This window comes from Stutzerimonas stutzeri KOS6, from assembly GCF_000307775.2.
GTDB classification, from domain to species: domain Bacteria; phylum Pseudomonadota; class Gammaproteobacteria; order Pseudomonadales; family Pseudomonadaceae; genus Stutzerimonas; species Stutzerimonas stutzeri_B.
This window is the reverse complement of the sequence record NZ_KK020675.1, coordinates 370,220-386,099: the sequence shown is the minus strand read 5'-3', so window position 1 is coordinate 386,099 and position 15,880 is coordinate 370,220. Positions and strand designations below refer to the sequence as shown.

Annotated in this window: 13 protein-coding genes; 7 read left to right on the top strand and 6 right to left on the bottom strand. The window is 65.4% G+C overall.

Going from position 1 to position 15,880, the window contains the following annotated elements:
* Nucleotides 1–134 precede the first annotated feature (134 nt).
* Nucleotides 135–515, top strand: coding sequence for a hypothetical protein (locus B597_RS25755; protein ID WP_003293440.1), 381 nt, complete (start codon nt 135–137; stop codon nt 513–515).
* A gap of 12 nt (nt 516–527) precedes the next feature.
* On the opposite strand, the gene B597_RS25750 is transcribed toward B597_RS25755, so the two are convergent.
* Nucleotides 528–1,382, bottom strand: a complete 855-nt coding sequence (locus B597_RS25750; RefSeq protein ID WP_003293442.1) for a LysR substrate-binding domain-containing protein — start codon at nt 1,380–1,382, stop codon at nt 528–530.
* 97 nt (nt 1,383–1,479) lie between these two features.
* On the opposite strand from B597_RS25750, the gene B597_RS25745 reads away from it, so the two are divergent.
* Nucleotides 1,480–1,716 carry a DUF1127 domain-containing protein gene (locus tag B597_RS25745; protein WP_003293445.1) on the top strand — a complete coding sequence of 79 codons (237 nt, stop codon included), beginning with the start codon at nt 1,480–1,482 and terminating at the stop codon, nt 1,714–1,716.
* Here B597_RS25745 and B597_RS25740 read toward each other — a convergent pair whose 3' ends face one another.
* The 5 genes from B597_RS25740 to B597_RS25720 all read right to left on the bottom strand — a co-directional run bounded on the left by B597_RS25740 (nt 1,717) and on the right by B597_RS25720 (nt 8,882).
* Nucleotides 1,717–2,472, bottom strand: a complete 756-nt coding sequence (locus B597_RS25740) for a sulfite exporter TauE/SafE family protein (RefSeq protein WP_003293447.1) — start codon at nt 2,470–2,472, stop codon at nt 1,717–1,719.
* Between the two features lie 186 nt (nt 2,473–2,658).
* Nucleotides 2,659–3,216: a Tll0287-like domain-containing protein gene (locus tag B597_RS25735; RefSeq protein ID WP_024161620.1), complete on the bottom strand. Its 558-nt coding sequence runs from the start codon at nt 3,214–3,216 to the stop codon at nt 2,659–2,661.
* A 109-nt stretch (nt 3,217–3,325) separates the two neighbouring features.
* Nucleotides 3,326–5,308 (bottom strand): bifunctional tRNA (5-methylaminomethyl-2-thiouridine)(34)-methyltransferase MnmC2/FAD-dependent 5-carboxymethylaminomethyl-2-thiouridine(34) oxidoreductase MnmC1, encoded by a 1,983-nt coding sequence (gene mnmC / locus B597_RS25730; protein WP_024161619.1) that lies wholly within the window; start codon nt 5,306–5,308, stop codon nt 3,326–3,328.
* 68 nt (nt 5,309–5,376) lie between these two features.
* A complete protein-coding gene (locus B597_RS25725; RefSeq protein ID WP_003293453.1) occupies nt 5,377–8,151 on the bottom strand; it encodes a response regulator in 2,775 nt (924 codons plus the stop codon).
* 104 nt (nt 8,152–8,255) lie between these two features.
* Nucleotides 8,256–8,882, bottom strand: a complete 627-nt coding sequence (locus B597_RS25720) for a trimeric intracellular cation channel family protein (RefSeq protein ID WP_003293455.1) — start codon at nt 8,880–8,882, stop codon at nt 8,256–8,258.
* Between the two features lie 138 nt (nt 8,883–9,020).
* On the opposite strand from B597_RS25720, the gene B597_RS25715 reads away from it, so the two are divergent.
* The 5 genes from B597_RS25715 to mazG all read left to right on the top strand — a co-directional run bounded on the left by B597_RS25715 (nt 9,021) and on the right by mazG (nt 15,866).
* Nucleotides 9,021–9,914, top strand: coding sequence for an HTH-type transcriptional regulator ArgP (locus tag B597_RS25715; protein ID WP_031323181.1), 894 nt, complete (start codon nt 9,021–9,023; stop codon nt 9,912–9,914).
* A gap of 286 nt (nt 9,915–10,200) precedes the next feature.
* Nucleotides 10,201–11,103 carry a cysteine synthase CysM gene (gene cysM, locus B597_RS25710; protein ID WP_003293459.1) on the top strand — a complete coding sequence of 301 codons (903 nt, stop codon included), beginning with the start codon at nt 10,201–10,203 and terminating at the stop codon, nt 11,101–11,103.
* A 78-nt stretch (nt 11,104–11,181) separates the two neighbouring features.
* The gene (rlmD, locus tag B597_RS25705) at nt 11,182–12,546 is read left to right on the top strand and encodes a 23S rRNA (uracil(1939)-C(5))-methyltransferase RlmD (RefSeq protein ID WP_003293461.1); all 1,365 of its coding nucleotides are present in this window, start codon (nt 11,182–11,184) and stop codon (nt 12,544–12,546) included.
* 96 nt (nt 12,547–12,642) lie between these two features.
* Nucleotides 12,643–14,886 carry a GTP diphosphokinase gene (gene relA, locus B597_RS25700; protein WP_003293462.1) on the top strand — a complete coding sequence of 748 codons (2,244 nt, stop codon included), beginning with the start codon at nt 12,643–12,645 and terminating at the stop codon, nt 14,884–14,886.
* 149 nt (nt 14,887–15,035) lie between these two features.
* Nucleotides 15,036–15,866, top strand: coding sequence for a nucleoside triphosphate pyrophosphohydrolase (gene mazG, locus B597_RS25695; protein WP_003293463.1), 831 nt, complete (start codon nt 15,036–15,038; stop codon nt 15,864–15,866).
* The last annotated feature ends 14 nt before the right edge of the window (nt 15,867–15,880 follow it).

Genomic DNA, 15,880 nt, shown 5'->3' with positions numbered 1-15,880 from the left:
TCCTCGCTCGTCGTTCTGAGCAGTGGATCGCAGCGCAACCGCTTTAGTTCAGTGCGAACCCCCGTACCCCGGAGACGGTCGGTATGCATAGGCGCCTCGTTTCCGGGGCGAATATCTGCTACGGGAGAACGCACATGAGCTACAAATGGGATCTGATCCAGCGTCTGCTGCATGAAGTCCAGACCAGTGCCAGTGAGAGCTTCAAGCCGCGCCGCTATGCCGAAGAGCACGCGGCTCAGCTGGAGAGCGAAGGTCAGCCGCTACCCAATCTGGACAGCCTGCGAGCCGAGGCTGCCGATTACGAAAGCCTGCTGTTCGAGGGGGGCTTCATTGTCACCCGTCCCGAGGAGCAGGGCGGCAATGGGGAAAATTTCGTCCTGACGGAGCGTGGATCACGCCTCCTGACAATTCTCGACTCGCCTGCGGAGGACGGCCTGCGCCAGCGGCTGGTCGAAAAAGACGAAGCGGGCCTGGTTCCCGAAGTCTTTGACGAGCTGGCGGCCGGGCGCTCCTGAATCTCCTGGCGCCTACAGACGGAAGCCATCGACGATGTAGCCTGCGAGGGTTTCACTGACCGGCGAATGCCGCTGTGGGTTGCGCAGCAGGACGATGCTGGTCTGCGGCAGGTCCGGTAGCCCGTCAGTCTCGCCGAGTATGCGTAGTTCGGCCGGGATCAGGCTCTGCAACTGCGCGGTCAATGCCAGACCCGCACCTACGATGGCCATGATCGCGGCAAGGCTTGGACTGCTGTAGGCGATCCGGTAATCGATCTCGCGGGCATCCAGCGCGTTGCACACCCAGGCACGACAGAAACAGTCGGTGTTGAAGGTCGCCAGCGGCAGGGGACGCTGGTCGTCCAGATTGAAGCCGGGTGCCGCCGCCCAGACCACATGTTCCTGGCGCAACAGCTGGCCGATCTCGGTGCCCGGCTCGCGAGTGACGATACTCAGATCGAGGTCGCGACGTTGTAGCAGCTGGCTGGAAGGCTCGCAGTGCACCTCGACCTGCACCAGTGGATAGGCCTGGGCGAAACGCGCCAGGATCCCGGGCAGGAAGCGCATGACGTAGTCGTCCGGGGTGCCGATACGCACGGCGCCGACCATGTGCGGCTGGCGCAGCGTGGTCATCACCTCGCCATGCAGCTTGAGGATGCGCCGGGCGTAGCCCAGCAGAATCTGGCCCTCGGCAGTCAGCCGGACCTGGCGCCCGCTGCGATCGAACAGCGGACGCTCCAGTACATCTTCCTCGAGGCGCTTCATCTGCATGCTCACGGCCGACTGGGTACGGTTGACCGCAGCCGCTGCACGGGTGAAACCACCGTGGTCGGCAATGGCTACGAAGCTGCGCAGCAGTTCGGTATCGATATTCGGGAACTGGGCCATCCATCAATCTCCGAGATGTGAGGCATAAGGAACATTCGTTGGATTGATCTTAAGCGCGGAGCAAGACTGGCGCCAATCCTGAGAGGAGGGTTGCCTGATGAATACGCAGAAAATAGCCATGCAACGTGTCCTGCATGTGCAGAAGGCGGTGATTCCCGGAGCCGGGCTACTGCTGCGGGCCTGGCGGCGGGTACGGCGCTGGAACGAGCTGTCACGTCAGCGTCGACAGCTCGCTGGCCTCAGCGATGCCATGCTCAAGGACATCGGACGTAGCCGTGCCGACATAGAAAGCGAGGCTCGCCGGCCGTTCTGGGATGATCCCGAACGGTACTGATCAGTGGCCCAGGACCAGCTTCTGGATCCCCAGCGACAGACTGACCAGCACCAGCATCAGGGCGAACAGGCGTTGCAGCAGGCTGTTGTTCAGATACTGCGCCAGGCGGTTGCCGGCCAGCACGCCGAAGGCGCCACCGAGTGCCAGGCCACCGAGCAGCGGAAGCGGGGGTTGAGCGTCGGTGAGATAGAGCAGGAAACCGCCGCCGCTGACCAGCGCGATCACGGCCATCGACGTGGCCATCGCGCTGAGCAGTGACAGGGAGGTGAACCAGAGCAGTGCCGGGACGATCAGAAAACCGCCACCGACGCCCATCAAGCCGGACAGCAGGCCGACACCGACGCCGATGCCAAGCAGCGCCAGCTGGCGGTCCTCGGCGTTTTCCTTGGCCGGCAGGCTGGCACCGCGCCACATGCGCCAGGCCGACCAGAGCACCAGCAGGCAGAAGGCGATGATCAGCCAGCGCTCGGGAATGTATTGCCCCAGCCACTGGCCAGCGGCGTTGCCCGGCAGGCCACAAATGGCCAGCAGCAACACCGGGCGCCAGGCAACCTGGCCCTGGCGGGCACGGGGAATCGCCCCGATCAGTGCCGACATGGACACGGCTCCGAGGCTGACGCCGATGGCGTCGCGCAGGGGTAGATGCAGACTGAGCAGCAATGGCAGGGCGACGAGCGATCCACCGGCCCCTGTCAGCCCGAGCAGCAGCCCGAGGATCAGGCCGATGCCCAGCGCTTCGAGCAGTAGCACGTCCATCAGCCGAGTTGGCCGGCTAGGGATGGGAGAGGGCTGGTTGATCGTGCGGGGGGCATGGTGTCGCTCCGTCGGTCGGCAGGCTCGTCGATGATGACATTGGACGTCCGCGACGGCGGGTGTTTTCTCTGGCCACGGGCGGCCGATCACGACATCGCGTCGTGGCCGGCCCATGGAGTGTACGGCCTGTCAGGGCGCGAGGGTACGACTGAGCGTAAAGGCACCGCGCAAATCACCCTGGCGAAAGCCCCGGGCCTGGTCTTGCGGATAGTGCTGGTCGATCAGGCCGAGCAGTTCGGGCTTGATCCTGTCACCATGGCAACCCAGGCAGGCTTCCGCCGTGCCGATCGCCTGCATGTAGCGGTACTCGTTGCCCACCACCGCGCCGTGCTTCAGCTGTTCGATCGGCTCACCGGCCGCGGCGCGCTGCGCGAATCCCTCGAGCACTGCGCGCTCCCAGGCATCCGGGGCATTGTCCGGATTGCGCAACTTGAGCGCCGTACGGCCGACTTTCCAGGGCGCCTGGCTGTGTTGTTCGGCAATGCCCGGTGCGAGCAGCTGGCAAGCCTCGACCGCCTTGCTCGGGCCACCATCGGCCATGGCCTGCTTGACCGTACCGAGCAACTGCTGCTGGAACGGCGGGATCAGGCTGGCCGCCTCGTTGCGAAGCTGTCGGGTATCGACGTCGGGCGCGGCATGGACCTGCAATGCGAACCAGCCGAGCGCCAGCAAAGACAGAGATTTCATGGGGCCTCCGAAGATGCGAAATATAGTGGGGGGAGTATCCTTGCGGGCGCAGTGCGATGCAAGCCGCCGACTCTCTGAAGTCGGCAGCCTGGCCGCTGCTAACGCATCCTTAGGTGCCGCGGATCAGCTTGCGCAGGAGGAATCGGTTGGGGTGGCAGGCTTCAGCTACCTCGCGCGGCAGCGGCAACGGCTCGTCTTCAAGCCAGGCGGCCAGCAGCTCGCCGGACAGCGGGGCGCTGATCATGCCGCGTGAACCGTGGGCGGTGTTGACGTAGAGGCCATCCAGCCAGGGGCATGGAGCGCTCTGCGACGAGCGGGCGTTCTTGCCGAGAGCGGCGTAGGTTTCGGCGAACGCCTGGGGCGCCGCTAGCGGTCCGATCAGTGGCAGGTAGTCAGGACTGGTGCAGCGAAAGCCGACGCGACCGCTGAGCGACTCGGTTCGCTGCGGGTCGGCCTGCAGGCGTGCATACAGGTCGCCGGAGATCTGCTCGAGCATGTCCAGATTCGACTGATGCTCGGCGACGCTGGGCGCAGCGTCGGTTTGCTGGAAATTGAAGCTGGCGCCCAGTGTATGGCTGCCGTCCCGGGGTGGTGCGACGTAGCCCTTGGCGCAGAGCACGGTGCGCAGCTGGCTGCTGCCCGGCGTGGCTGGCAGGCTGGATATCTGCCCGCGGATGCGCTTGAGCGGCAACCAGGCGCTCTGCTCGAAGCGCGCGGCATCAGCGGCGCCTGCCAGCACCACCACCGGCGCTTCGGCGAGCCGGGTCTCGCCGGCCAGGACCTGCCAGGACTGGCCGTTGCGGCGCAGTTCGAGGGCCTCATGGTGGCGCAGCAGCTCGATGCCGGGACGCTGCAGTAGCCACTGACACAGCGCGGGCGGATTGGCCCAGCCCGCCTCGGGATAGAACAGCCCGCCTTCGGGCAGCTCGATGCCGGCCAGCGCCTCGGCCTCGGCCCGCGTCAACGGGCGGACCAGATCGGGCGCGAAGGCTCCGGCCAGCTCGACCTGGCGTTCGCGCTCCTTGTCGTCGTAGATCAGTTGCAGTACGCCGCAGGGCTGCCAGTCGCGGCCTGTCTGCAGATTGCCGAGCAGCCGGCGGGTGTAGCCGAAACCGCTGATCACCAGCCGCGACAGGGCGGTGCCGTGGGCGGACAGTTTGAGATACAGCACGCCCTGTGGGTTGCCCGAGCCTTCCTGGGCCGCCTCGGCGTGACGCTCCAGCACACTGACCCGCCACCCGCGAGCGGCCAGTGATGCGGCCGTGGCGCAACCGGCCAGCCCGGCACCGATGACCACCGCATGTCGCTCGGCGGGCTCGTATCCGGGGCGGGCGAACCAGGGCTTGGCGGGCGCCTGCCCGGCAGGCCTGAGCAGGCGGCCGCGCAATATCTCGCGCTTGTGGCTGTAGCCCGGCACCCGCTGCATGTCGAAGCCGGCATCGATCAGGCCGCGGCGAACGAAACCGGCACTGGTGAAGGTGCCCAGCGTCGCCCCCGCAGCCGACAGCCTGGCCAGCTCGGCGAACACGGCCGGTTGCCACATCTGCGGATTCTTCGCCGGCGCAAACCCGTCGAGAAACCAGGCGTCGATGCGCGCATCCAGGGTCGGCAGGCATTCGGCGACATCCCCGATGAGCAGCGTCAGCACCACGCGCCCGCCGTCAAAGACCAGTCGCTGATAACCCGGATGCAGCGCGACGTAATGCTGCAGCAGCCGTTCTGCCTGCGTCCGCAGCTCCGGCCACAGGGCCAGTGCGCGCTCCATGTCTTCGCGGGTCAGCGGATGTTTTTCGACGCTTACGAAATGCAGGCGTGCCTGCGCATCGGCGGTGTCCTCGAACAGTTTCCAGGCACAGAGAAAATTCAGTCCCGTACCGAACCCCGTTTCGCCGATCACCAGGCGCTGGCCCGCCTGCAATGCGGCGAAGCGCCCGGCGAGGTCATTCTGCGCAAGAAAGACATGTTCGGTTTCGGCAAGCCCGCTGGCCCGGGAGAAATACACGTCGCCGTACCGGCGGGACTGCGGCATGCCGTTCTCGTCCCAGTCGAGTTCGGCAGGCTGGAAAGTATCGGAGACAGGGTGGTCGGTCATGGTGGTTCCTGGGGTACGGGCGAGGGCAAACGGGTTGGCCGGGGCGGCGACGATCCGCCGCGTTCGGGTCAGCTGTCGGCTCCGGCTTCCTGTTCGAGTCGTTCGATGGCGGCGTCCAGTTCGTCCAGTGCGGCGTCGCAGTACGGATGGTTCTGCTTGAGCAGCGTTTCGCTCTGCTGGCAGGCATTGCGCAACTGAGGTACGCCGCAATAGCGCGTCGCGCCGTGCAGTCGGTGCACCCGCTCGATCAGCAACTGGCGGTCGCCGGCCTGGCGCGCTTCGCGGATGGTGCGACGATCCGCCTCCAGCGACTGCAGCAGCATGCCGAGCATGTCCTCGGCGAGATCGGCCTTGCCCGCCGCCAGACGCAGGCCTTCTTCCTCGTCGAGGATCTTCAGGCTCGGTTCCGGTTCCGGTTCCGGTTCCGGCTCCAACGGCGATTCTGCGGTGCGTTGCGGCTGGCTGCGCAATGCCAGGCCGGTCCACTTCAGCACCACCTGCGCCAGCTGGCGATCACTGATGGGCTTGGTCAGGTAGTCATCGAGGCCGCTTTGCAGCAGTGAGCGTTTCTCGTTCGCCAGTGCGTGAGCGGTGAGCGCGATGATCGGCAGCGGGGTGCCGGCGCTGCCAAGCTCCCAGTGGCGAATGGCCTCGGTCGTCTGCCGTCCGTCCATGCCAGGCATCTGCACATCCATCAGGACCAGATCGAAGGCTTGCTGCTTGACTGCCTCCAGTGCCGCAAGGCCATTGTCCACGGCGACCACTTCGGCGCCCATGTCACCCAGCAGGGTTTTCACCAGCAGCAGGTTGGCCGGGTTGTCGTCCACGCACAGCACCCGCGCCGGGCGGCCGACTGCAGGCTGGCCGGGTTCGGCATAAGCCTGATGCGGGCGTACCAGTTCGACGAGTACGCGCTGCAGCTTGCGCGTGCAGGCCGGCTTGCCCTGCAGTTGGGTGTAGTTGTGCGCTTCCGGCAGGGCATCGTGGAACAATGACTGCTCGGTGGTCGGGCAGAGCACGACGCACTTGCAGCCGAGCGTCTCGATCTCCGCCAGGCGGCGGCCGAGTGCATCAGGCTCGATTTCGCGCGTGGTCACGCCGAGCACGGCCAGGTCGATCAGTTGACTGCCCTGGCGCTGGGCAGCGATGGCCTCCTGCATCTGGTCCAGCGTGTCGAAGGCATGCACTTCGAGGCCGAGGCTCTCCAGTTGGTGCTGCAGGGCCTGGTGGGCCAGCGGATGCCGCTCCAGCAACGCGATCCGGCGGCCCTGCAAGGCGGGATGAGGCAGGTCTTCGATATCGTCGCGGGCCTTGGGCAGGCTGAGGCTGATCCAGAACTCCGAACCTTCGTCCGGGATGCTGTCGACGCCGATTTCGCCGCCCATCTGTTCGATCAGGCGCTTGGATATCACCAGTCCGAGGCCTGTGCCGCCGGGCTGGCGCGATATGGAATTGTCCGCCTGGCTGAACGCCTGGAACAGCGCCCGCAGGTCCTGATCGGTCAGGCCGATGCCGGTGTCCTGCACGCTGATGCGCAGCTGCGCGCGCTCGCCATGATCGTCCTCGACCATGGCGCGCACGGCGATGGTGCCTTCGTTGGTGAACTTGATGGCGTTGCTGATCAGGTTGGTCAGCACCTGCTTGAGCCGCAGCGGGTCGCCGATCAGCGACAGCGGGGTGTCCCGGTAGACCAGGCTGACCAGCTCGAGCTGCTTGGTATGCGCCGCCGGGGCGAGGATGGTCAGGGTGTCCTCGATCAGGTCGCGCAGGTTGAAGGGAATGTTGTCGAGTACCAGCTTGCCGGCCTCGATTTTGGAGAAGTCGAGAATCTCGTTGATGATCCCGAGCAGGCTGTCGGCGGACTTCTCGATGGTGCCCAGGTAGTCCTGCTGACGAGGTGTCAGGTCGCTTTTCTGCAACAACTGGGTGAAGCCGAGGATGCCGTTGAGAGGCGTGCGGATCTCGTGGCTCATGTTGGCCAGGAACTCGGACTTGATCCGACTGGCCTCCAGGGCTTCCTTGCGCGCCAGGTCCAGTTCGATGTTCTGGATCTCGATGGTTTCCAGGTTCTGTTGAACGTCTTCGGTGGCCTGGTCGATGCTCTGCTGCAGTTCCTCGCGGGCGCTGAGCAGCGCCTCGGCCATGCGGTTGATGCCCGAGGCCAGCTCGTCCATTTCATGGCTGCCCAGCGGCGGCAGGCGCGTCTCCAGGTGGCCGTCCTTGAGTTGCGCGACGGCGCCTTTGACCCGCTGCAAGGGCAGGCTGATGGCGCGGCTCATGCGCAGCGCCAGCAGGGCGGTGATGATCAGGCCGGCGCCGACCAGGAACAGGCTGGTCAACAGGCTGCGGTAACCGCGCAGCAGCGTGTTGTGGTGCGAGAGTTCCAGCTCCAGCCAGCCGATCAGCTTTTCTTCCGGCCCGCGGGCCTCGTCCGCGAGATTCAGGTGACGGCTGAGAATCGGCATCAGAATGCGCGTGTGGTCCATGCTACTGACCCGCGTCAGGCCTTCCGGATCGCCCGGCGGTGGCGGCGTCAGCATGCGCGGGCCGGCATGCACGCGCTGCACGCGCTCCGGATCGAGAATGGTCACGGCGCGCACGTCGGCCTGGTCCAGCACCTGGGTGAGGATGCGCTGCAGGCGCTTGTCGTAACCCAGATTCATGGCCGGTGCCGCCAGGGGTGCCAGCTGTTCGGCGATCAGCTGGCCGCGCTCGTCGAGCTGATGACGCATCTCCGACAGCTGCATCCAGGTGAAGTAGGCGCCGAGCACCACTGCCAGCAAGGTGCTTGGCAGCAGCGTCAGCATCAGCACGCGGCCACGAATTCCGAGGTCTTTGAGCACAGTCCGTTCACCGCTCCTGGGTTGCCAGCGCGCTAGTGTAGCGACTCGGACCGGTGGAATCTGCACGCGACGTCAAGCCCTGATGTCGCGTCGGCGGGCGGGGATCAGTCCAGTCCGCGGATTTCCTTGCCGTTGAAGTCCGGCAGCTTCCAGTGGAAAGTCATGGCCAGCACGCGGAACAGGAAGCCGCAGCCCAGCGCGGCCAAGGTGGCCAGGGTCGTGTTGATCTCAAGCCATAGCATGGCCACGTAGAACACGCCGGTGAACAGCGCCACGGTGGCATACAGTTCGCGCTGCAGGACCATAGGCACCTGGTTGCACAGCACGTCACGCATCAGCCCGCCGAATATGCCGGTGATCACGCCGGCCAGCACCACGATGGAAGGATGCGCGCCCATGCCCATCGCCACGTCGCAGCCGATCACGGTGAACGCCACCAGGCCCAGGCCATCCACCAGCAGGAAGACCATGCGCAGGTGGTGCAGGTGGCGCGCGATGAAACCGGTCACGACCGCCGCGCCGATGGTGAAGGTGAGGTATTCCGGGTGGGCGATCCAGCCGACCGGATAATGGCCGAGCAACACGTCGCGCGCGGTGCCGCCTCCCAGCGCGGTCACGGTGCCGAGCAGGCAGATGCCGAACAGATCCATTCCGCGGCGCATGCCCATGATTGCCCCGGACATGGCTTCGGCCGTGATCGCGATCAGATAGATGGTATGCAGCAGTTCCACGGTGTACTCCGGACAGACTCGCTGCCCACAAAAAGGGCGGGGCAGTTCGAGGCGCGCGATTATGGGCAATGCCTGGCTTTAATTGTCATGGCTAAGTATTTTTAGGCCATACAAAAAATTTCTTAATTGGCGGCCGCCGTGAATCTCGATCCGAAGCAGACCGAAGCCTTCCGCAGTGTCATCCGTACCGGCAGTTTCGAGCAGGCTGCGCAGCGCCTGCACCTGACCCCGCCGGCCATCTCGCAGCGCGTCCGCGCGCTGGAAAGCGCGCTGGGCAGCGCCCTGGTGGTGCGCAGCCGACCCTGTCGCCCCACCGAAACCGGGCAGCGACTGTTGCAGTACCTCAAGCGCGCCACGCTGCTGGAAGCCGACTTGCTGGCGGACCTCGCCGAACGCAGCGATGCACCGCTGGTGGTGGTTGCCGCGCTCAACGCCGACAGCCTGGGGACCTGGTTCTTTCCGGCCCTGGCCGAGGTGCTGATCCGGGAGCGGGTCCTGCTCGACCTCACCGTGGAAGACCAGGACCACACCTACAGCCTGCTGGAAACGGGGCTGGCGATCGGTTGCATCAGCACCGAGCCCAAGCCCATGCGTGGCTGCACGGCGAGCCCGCTGGGCAGCATGCGCTATCGCCTGGTCGCCTCCAGAGAGTTCCGTCAGAAGCACTTCGCCAACGGGCTGTCCCGCAATGCCGCGCGCAAGGCGCCGGTGGTCGCGTACACGCGCAAGGACACTCTGCAATCGTCTTTTTTGCTGCGTCGCCTCGGCCTGCCCGAAGGTTCATACCCGTGCCATTACGTACCCGGTGCCGAGCCGCACTTCAGCGCGATTCGCTACGGACTCGGCTACGGCATGGTGCCGGAGCTGTTGCTGCGTGATGCGCTGCAGGCCGGCGAGGTGGTCGATCTGGCTGCCGATGAACCGCTGGAGATCGCCCTGTACTGGCACACCTGGAAGGTCCAGTCGCCGCGCATGGAGCACCTTTCACGGCAGATCATCGAGGCCGCGCCGAAGATTCTCGGCAGGCCGTAGTGTGGGGCGGGCCGCATTGGCGGCGAAGCCCAACAGCGCATGCCGCACAGCCCAGGGCCGTGCATCCGGGCTTCCGGCAGCCGAAAGGCAATGGCGTAACGGATGCCGCCTGCTGCATCGTCACCTCGGGCTTGGCTGCGCTCAGGCTACGCGCCCGCCCCGAGCTACGCTGCTGCGCCCAACCTGCGGTTTGGTAACCGCTCATGCCTCCGCTTCGGCTACACGGTCTGCCCGTCGTCGAGCGATGCCGCTATCATGTGTGCCTTTCCAGATGCCGTGCGACGCCATGACTACACACTATCCGACCATTGCCGATTGCATCGGTAACACCCCGCTGGTTCGCCTGCAGCGGATGCCGGGCCAGACCAGCAACACCATCCTGGTCAAGCTCGAGGGCAACAACCCGGCCGGTTCGGTCAAGGATCGCCCGGCGCTGTCGATGATCAATCGGGCCGAGCTGCGCGGCGCGATCCAGCCCGGCGACACGCTGATCGAGGCGACCTCGGGCAATACCGGCATCGCACTGGCCATGGCGGCGGCGATCAAGGGCTATCGGATGATTCTGATCATGCCGGACAACTCCAGTGCCGAGCGCAAGGCGGCGATGACCGCCTATGGCGCCGAACTGATTCTGGTGAGCAAGGAAGAGGGCATGGAAGGCGCCCGCGATCTGGCGCTGAAGATGCAGGCCGAAGGTCACGGCAAGGTGCTCGACCAGTTCGCCAACGGCGACAATCCCGAAGCCCACTATGGCAGCACCGGCCCGGAAATCTGGCGGCAGACCCAGGGCAGCATCACGCATTTCGTCAGCTCCATGGGCACCACAGGCACCATCATGGGTGTGTCCCGTTACCTCAAGGAACAGAACCCGGACGTGCAGATCGTCGGATTGCAGCCCATGGAAGGTGCCGCCATCCCCGGTATTCGTCGCTGGCCGCAGGAATACCTGCCGAGGATCTACCAGGCCGAGCGGGTCGACCGCGTGGTCGACATGTCGCAGGCCGAGGCAGAACAGGTGATGCGCCGCCTGGCCCGCGAAGAAGGCATCTTCTGCGGCGTGTCCTCCGGTGGCGCCGTGGCCGCCGCGTTGCGTTTGTCGCAGGAAGTGGAGAATGCCGTCATCGTGGCGATCATCTGTGACCGTGGTGACCGTTACCTGTCGACCGGCGTGTATGACGCAGCCAAATGAACACCGTGCCACGGGCGCCTTGCCGGCTCTGCATGGCGACCCTGGTAACGCACCGAAGAACAGCGCAGGTTCCAGCTGATGGCCAAACGTAGCGGCGCTCTGCGCTTTCAACCCAGTGGTGGCGAGCGCAAGCCTCAGGTACCGGTGGGCAAGAAGCAGCGCCTGAGTATCGAGCGGCTGGCCAATGACGGGCGCGGTATTGCCTTTATCGAGGGGCGCACCTGGTTCGTTGAGGGAGCGCTGCCTGGCGAAGAGGTCGAGGCGCGAGTACTGGGCGCGCGTAGCCAGGTCGTCGACGCGCGCAGCGAGCGGGTATTCCAGGCCAGCGCACAACGCCAGGTCGAGCCCTGCCCGCATGCGCGCCGGTGTGGCGGTTGCAACCTGCAGCATGCCTCCGTTGCCGATCAGTTGGCGCTCAAGCAGCACTCGCTGGGCGAGCAGCTCGCCCGGCTGGCCGATCTGCAGCCGGAAATCTGGGCCGCGCCCCTTGTGGGCCCTGCCTTGGGTTATCGCCGTCGGGCGCGCCTGGCGGTGCGCTGGGACGTCAAGGCCAGGCGTCTGGATGTCGGCTTTCGCGCCAACGCCAGCCAGGACATCGTGGCTATCGAACAGTGCCCGGTTCTGGTACAGCCCTTGCAGTCCCTGCTGCCGGCATTGCTGGAAGTGCTACACCGGTTGAGCAAGCCCCGAGCGATCGGTCATGTCGAACTCTTCAGTGGCACAGCCGAAGCCGTGCTGATCCGCCACACCGAGGCTCTGGCGGACAGCGATATGGAGTGCCTGCGCGGCTTCGCCGAGGCGAGCCATGTACAGCTCTGGCTGCAGGGCGAGGGCGAGCCGTATCCGCTCGAGCCCCGGCAGGCGCTGGGCTATCGACTCGAAACCTGGGATCTGGAGCTGGCCTGGCGGCCGGGCGACTTCGTTCAGGTCAATGCGCCGGTGAACGATGCGATGATCGCCCAGGCGCTGTCCTGGCTGGCGCCGGGCAAGACTGAGCGGGTACTCGATCTGTTCTGCGGCCTGGGCAACTTCAGCCTGCCGTTGGCTCGCGCGGGTGCCCAGGTCGTGGGCGTGGAGGGGGTCGAGGCGATGGTGGCGCGGGCGCAGGAAAACGCCCGGCACAATGGCATCGAGACGGCGCACTTTTATCGGGCGGACTTGTCGAAGCCGCTTGCCGATGCACCTTGGGCGCGCACGGGATTCTCTGCCGTGCTGCTCGATCCGCCACGCGATGGCGCGCTGCAGATCGTCCGACAAATGTCCACGCTGAAGGCGCAGCGGGTGGTCTATGTTTCATGCAATCCGGCCACCCTGACGCGAGATGCGCGCGAGCTGGCCAGCCAGGGCTATCGATTGAAGCGTGCGGGCGTGCTGGACATGTTCCCGCAGACCGCCCATGTCGAGGCGATGGCTTTGTTCGAGGGGCCCGACGCACCTCGCTGATGCATTCGTGACGGGCGACAGGCCTGTGGTTCAACCGACCGGCACGCAGAATGCCGGCGTTCATGGCGCAGCTGCTGCGCAGAAGGGAAGGTTTAGATGGTACAGGTCAGAGCGCTTCAGCCGATCAATACGGACGGTAGTATCAACCTCGATGGCTGGCTCGATCATGTGCTGGGGATGGACCCGGCACTCGACCGTGCGACCCTCAAGGAGGCTTGCGAGTTCGCCCGCGAAGCGGAGCAGCAGGCCAATGCGGCGCAGAATCTGTGGAGCGAAGGGACCTCCAGCTATCAGATCGGCCTGGAGATCGCGGAGATCCTCGCTGATCTGAAATTGGACCAGGACAGTCTGATTGCCGCGGTCATCTACCGTGGCGTGCGCGAAGGCAAGATCCAGCTCGCCGACGTGCACCAGCGCTTCGGTCCGGTGGTGGCCAAGCTGATCGAGGGCGTGTTGCGCATGGCCGCGATCAGCGCCAGCCTCAACCCCCGTGAGTCCCTCGTGCTTGGCTCCCAGGCGCAGGTGGAAAACCTGCGCAAGATGCTGGTCGCCATGGTCGACGATGTGCGTGTCGCGCTGATCAAGCTGGCTGAACGCACCTGCGCCATTCGTGCGGTCAAGCTGGCCGACGACGAGAAGCGCCAGCGCGTCGCCCGCGAAGTCTTCGATATCTACGCGCCGCTGGCCCATCGCCTGGGCATCGGGCATATCAAGTGGGAGCTGGAAGACCTGTCCTTCCGCTACCTCGAGCCCGAACAGTACAAGCAGATTGCCCAGCTGTTGCATGAGCGTCGGCTCGATCGCGAGCAGTACATCACCAATGTGGTCCAGCAGCTCAAGGACGAGCTGACCGCAACCGGCATCCCGGCCGACATCGACGGACGCGCCAAGCACATCTATTCCATCTGGCGAAAGATGCAGAAGAAGGGCCTGCAGTTCAGCCAGATCTACGACGTTCGCGCCGTTCGCGTGCTGGTGCCGGAAGTTCGCGACTGCTACACCGCGCTGGGCATCGTGCATACCCTGTGGCGGCACATTCCCAAGGAGTTCGACGACTACATCGCCAACCCGAAGGAAAACGGCTACCGCTCGCTGCACACCGCGGTGATCGGCCCGGAGGGCAAGGTGCTGGAGGTGCAGATCCGCACCCACGCCATGCACGAGGAGGCCGAGCTGGGCGTCTGCGCGCACTGGCGCTACAAGGGCACTGACGTCAATTCCGGTTCGGACCACTACGAGGAGAAGATCGCCTGGCTGCGTCAGGTGCTCGAATGGCACGAGGAACTCGGCGACATCGGCGGCCTGGCCGACCAGCTGCGGGTGGACATCGAGCCCGACCGGGTCTACGTGTTCACCCCGGACGGCCATGCCATCGACCTGCCCAAGGGTGCCACGCCGCTGGACTTCGCCTACCGCGTGCACACCGAGATCGGCCACAACTGCCGCGGCGCCAAGGTCAACGGACGCATCGTGCCGCTCAACTACAGCCTGCAGACCGGCGAGCAAGTGGAGATCATCACCAGCAAGCACGGCTCGCCGAGTCGCGACTGGTTGAACCCCAACCTCGGCTACATCACCACCTCGCGTTCGCGGGCGAAGATCGTCCACTGGTTCAAGCTGCAGGCGCGCGACCAGAACGTCGCCGCCGGCAAGGCGCTGCTGGAGCGCGAGCTCGGCCGTCTGGACCTGCCGCCGGTGGACTTCGACAAGCTCGCCGAGAAGGCCAGCCTGAAGAATGCCGAGGACATGTTCGCCGCCCTCGGTGCCGGTGACCTGCGCCTGGCGCATCTGATCAACATGGCGCAGCAACTGGTCGAACCGGAGCGCGGCTACGACCAGTTGGAGCTGATTCCGCGGCGCTCTGCGCCGCACAAGCCGGGCAAGCGCGGCGACGTGCAGATCCAGGGCGTGGGCAATCTGCTGACGCAGATGGCCGGCTGCTGCCAGCCGCTGCCGGGCGATCCGATCGTCGGCTACATCACCCAGGGCCGCGGGGTCAGCATTCACCGCCAGGACTGCCCGTCGGTGCTGCAACTGGCCGGCCGCGAGCCGGAGCGGATCATCCAGGTCAGCTGGGGCCCGGTGCCGGAGAAGACCTATCCGGTGGAAATCATGATCCGCGCCTACGACCGTGCAGGTCTGCTGCGCGATATCTCGCAGATGCTGCTCAACGAGCGCATCAACGTGCTGTCGATGAATACCCGTTCGAACAAGGAAGACAGCACCGCACAGATGACGCTGACCATCGAGATCCCGGGGCTGAACGCCCTGGGGCGCTTGCTCAGCCGTATCTCGCAGTTGCCCAATATCATCGAAGCCAAGCGGCAGAGAGCTTCGTAAGACGCAAGGCCGGCGGTGTCGCCGGTCACGTCAGTGTGGATGGGTGAAGCGACATCCACCCGGCCATCGGCCTGACATCCGTAGGGTGGATGTCGCTTTTTACATCCACCGAAATGCCGCTACGATTGCCGCTCGATCCGGGGAATTTCATGTACCAACTCAACGATCTGCTGCACCTGATGGCCCGCCTGCGTGATCCGCAGCATGGCTGCCCGTGGGATCTGCAGCAGGACTACGCGAGCATCGTGCCGCACACGCTGGAGGAGGCGTACGAAGTCGCCGATGCCATCGAGAGCGGCGACTTCGACCACCTGCCCGGCGAGTTGGGCGATCTGCTGTTCCAGGTCGTCTACTACAGCCAGCTGGCGCGGGAAGAAGGGCGCTTCGAGTTCGCCACGGTGGTCGATGCCATCACTCGCAAGCTGATTCGCCGCCATCCTCACGTCTTTCCGGACGGTGATCTCTATGGCTCGCCGGAGCTGCCTCGTCTCGATGAGGCGGCCATCAAGCAGCGCTGGGAAGCGATCAAGGCCGAGGAACGTGCCGAAAAGGCCGCTGCGCCCGAGCAGCTGTCGCTGCTCGACGACGTGCCGAGCGCGCTACCGGCGCTCAGCCGCGCCGCCAAGCTGCAGAAGCGCGCGGCCCAGGTCGGTTTCGACTGGCCCGAGGCACTGCCGGTCGTGGACAAGGTGCGCGAGGAGCTGGATGAAGTGCTGGAGGCCATGAGCGAGAACGACCCGCAGGCCATCGCCGAGGAACTGGGCGACCTGCTGTTCGTCGTGGTGAACCTGGCGCGCCACCTCAAGGTCGATCCGGAAAACGCCTTGCGCGCGGCCAACGGCAAGTTCGAGCGACGTTTCCGTTTCATCGAGCGGGCGTTGCGCGAAGCGGGACGGCCCATCGAGAACTGCGACCTCGAAGAACTCGACGCGTTATGGGGCGAGGCCAAGAAAGCCGAGTGCTCGTCCTCCTGCGGTTGATGTCGATTGCGGGG

Bases quoted from the DNA above. Each gene is read 5' to 3' on its own strand.
- B597_RS25755 (WP_003293440.1), top strand. From the start codon at position 135: ATGAGCTACAAATGGGATCTGATCCAGCGTCTGCTGCATGAAGTCCAG.
- B597_RS25750 (WP_003293442.1), bottom strand. From the start codon at position 1,382: ATGGCCCAGTTCCCGAATATCGATACCGAACTGCTGCGCAGCTTCGTA.
- B597_RS25745 (WP_003293445.1), top strand. From the start codon at position 1,480: ATGAATACGCAGAAAATAGCCATGCAACGTGTCCTGCATGTGCAGAAG.
- B597_RS25740 (WP_003293447.1), bottom strand. From the start codon at position 2,472: ATGGACGTGCTACTGCTCGAAGCGCTGGGCATCGGCCTGATCCTCGGG.
- B597_RS25735 (WP_024161620.1), bottom strand. From the start codon at position 3,216: ATGAAATCTCTGTCTTTGCTGGCGCTCGGCTGGTTCGCATTGCAGGTC.
- mnmC (WP_024161619.1), bottom strand. From the start codon at position 5,308: ATGACCGACCACCCTGTCTCCGATACTTTCCAGCCTGCCGAACTCGAC.
- cysM (WP_003293459.1), top strand. From the start codon at position 10,201: ATGACTACACACTATCCGACCATTGCCGATTGCATCGGTAACACCCCG.
- rlmD (WP_003293461.1), top strand. From the start codon at position 11,182: ATGGCCAAACGTAGCGGCGCTCTGCGCTTTCAACCCAGTGGTGGCGAG.
- relA (WP_003293462.1), top strand. From the start codon at position 12,643: ATGGTACAGGTCAGAGCGCTTCAGCCGATCAATACGGACGGTAGTATC.
- mazG (WP_003293463.1), top strand. From the start codon at position 15,036: ATGTACCAACTCAACGATCTGCTGCACCTGATGGCCCGCCTGCGTGAT.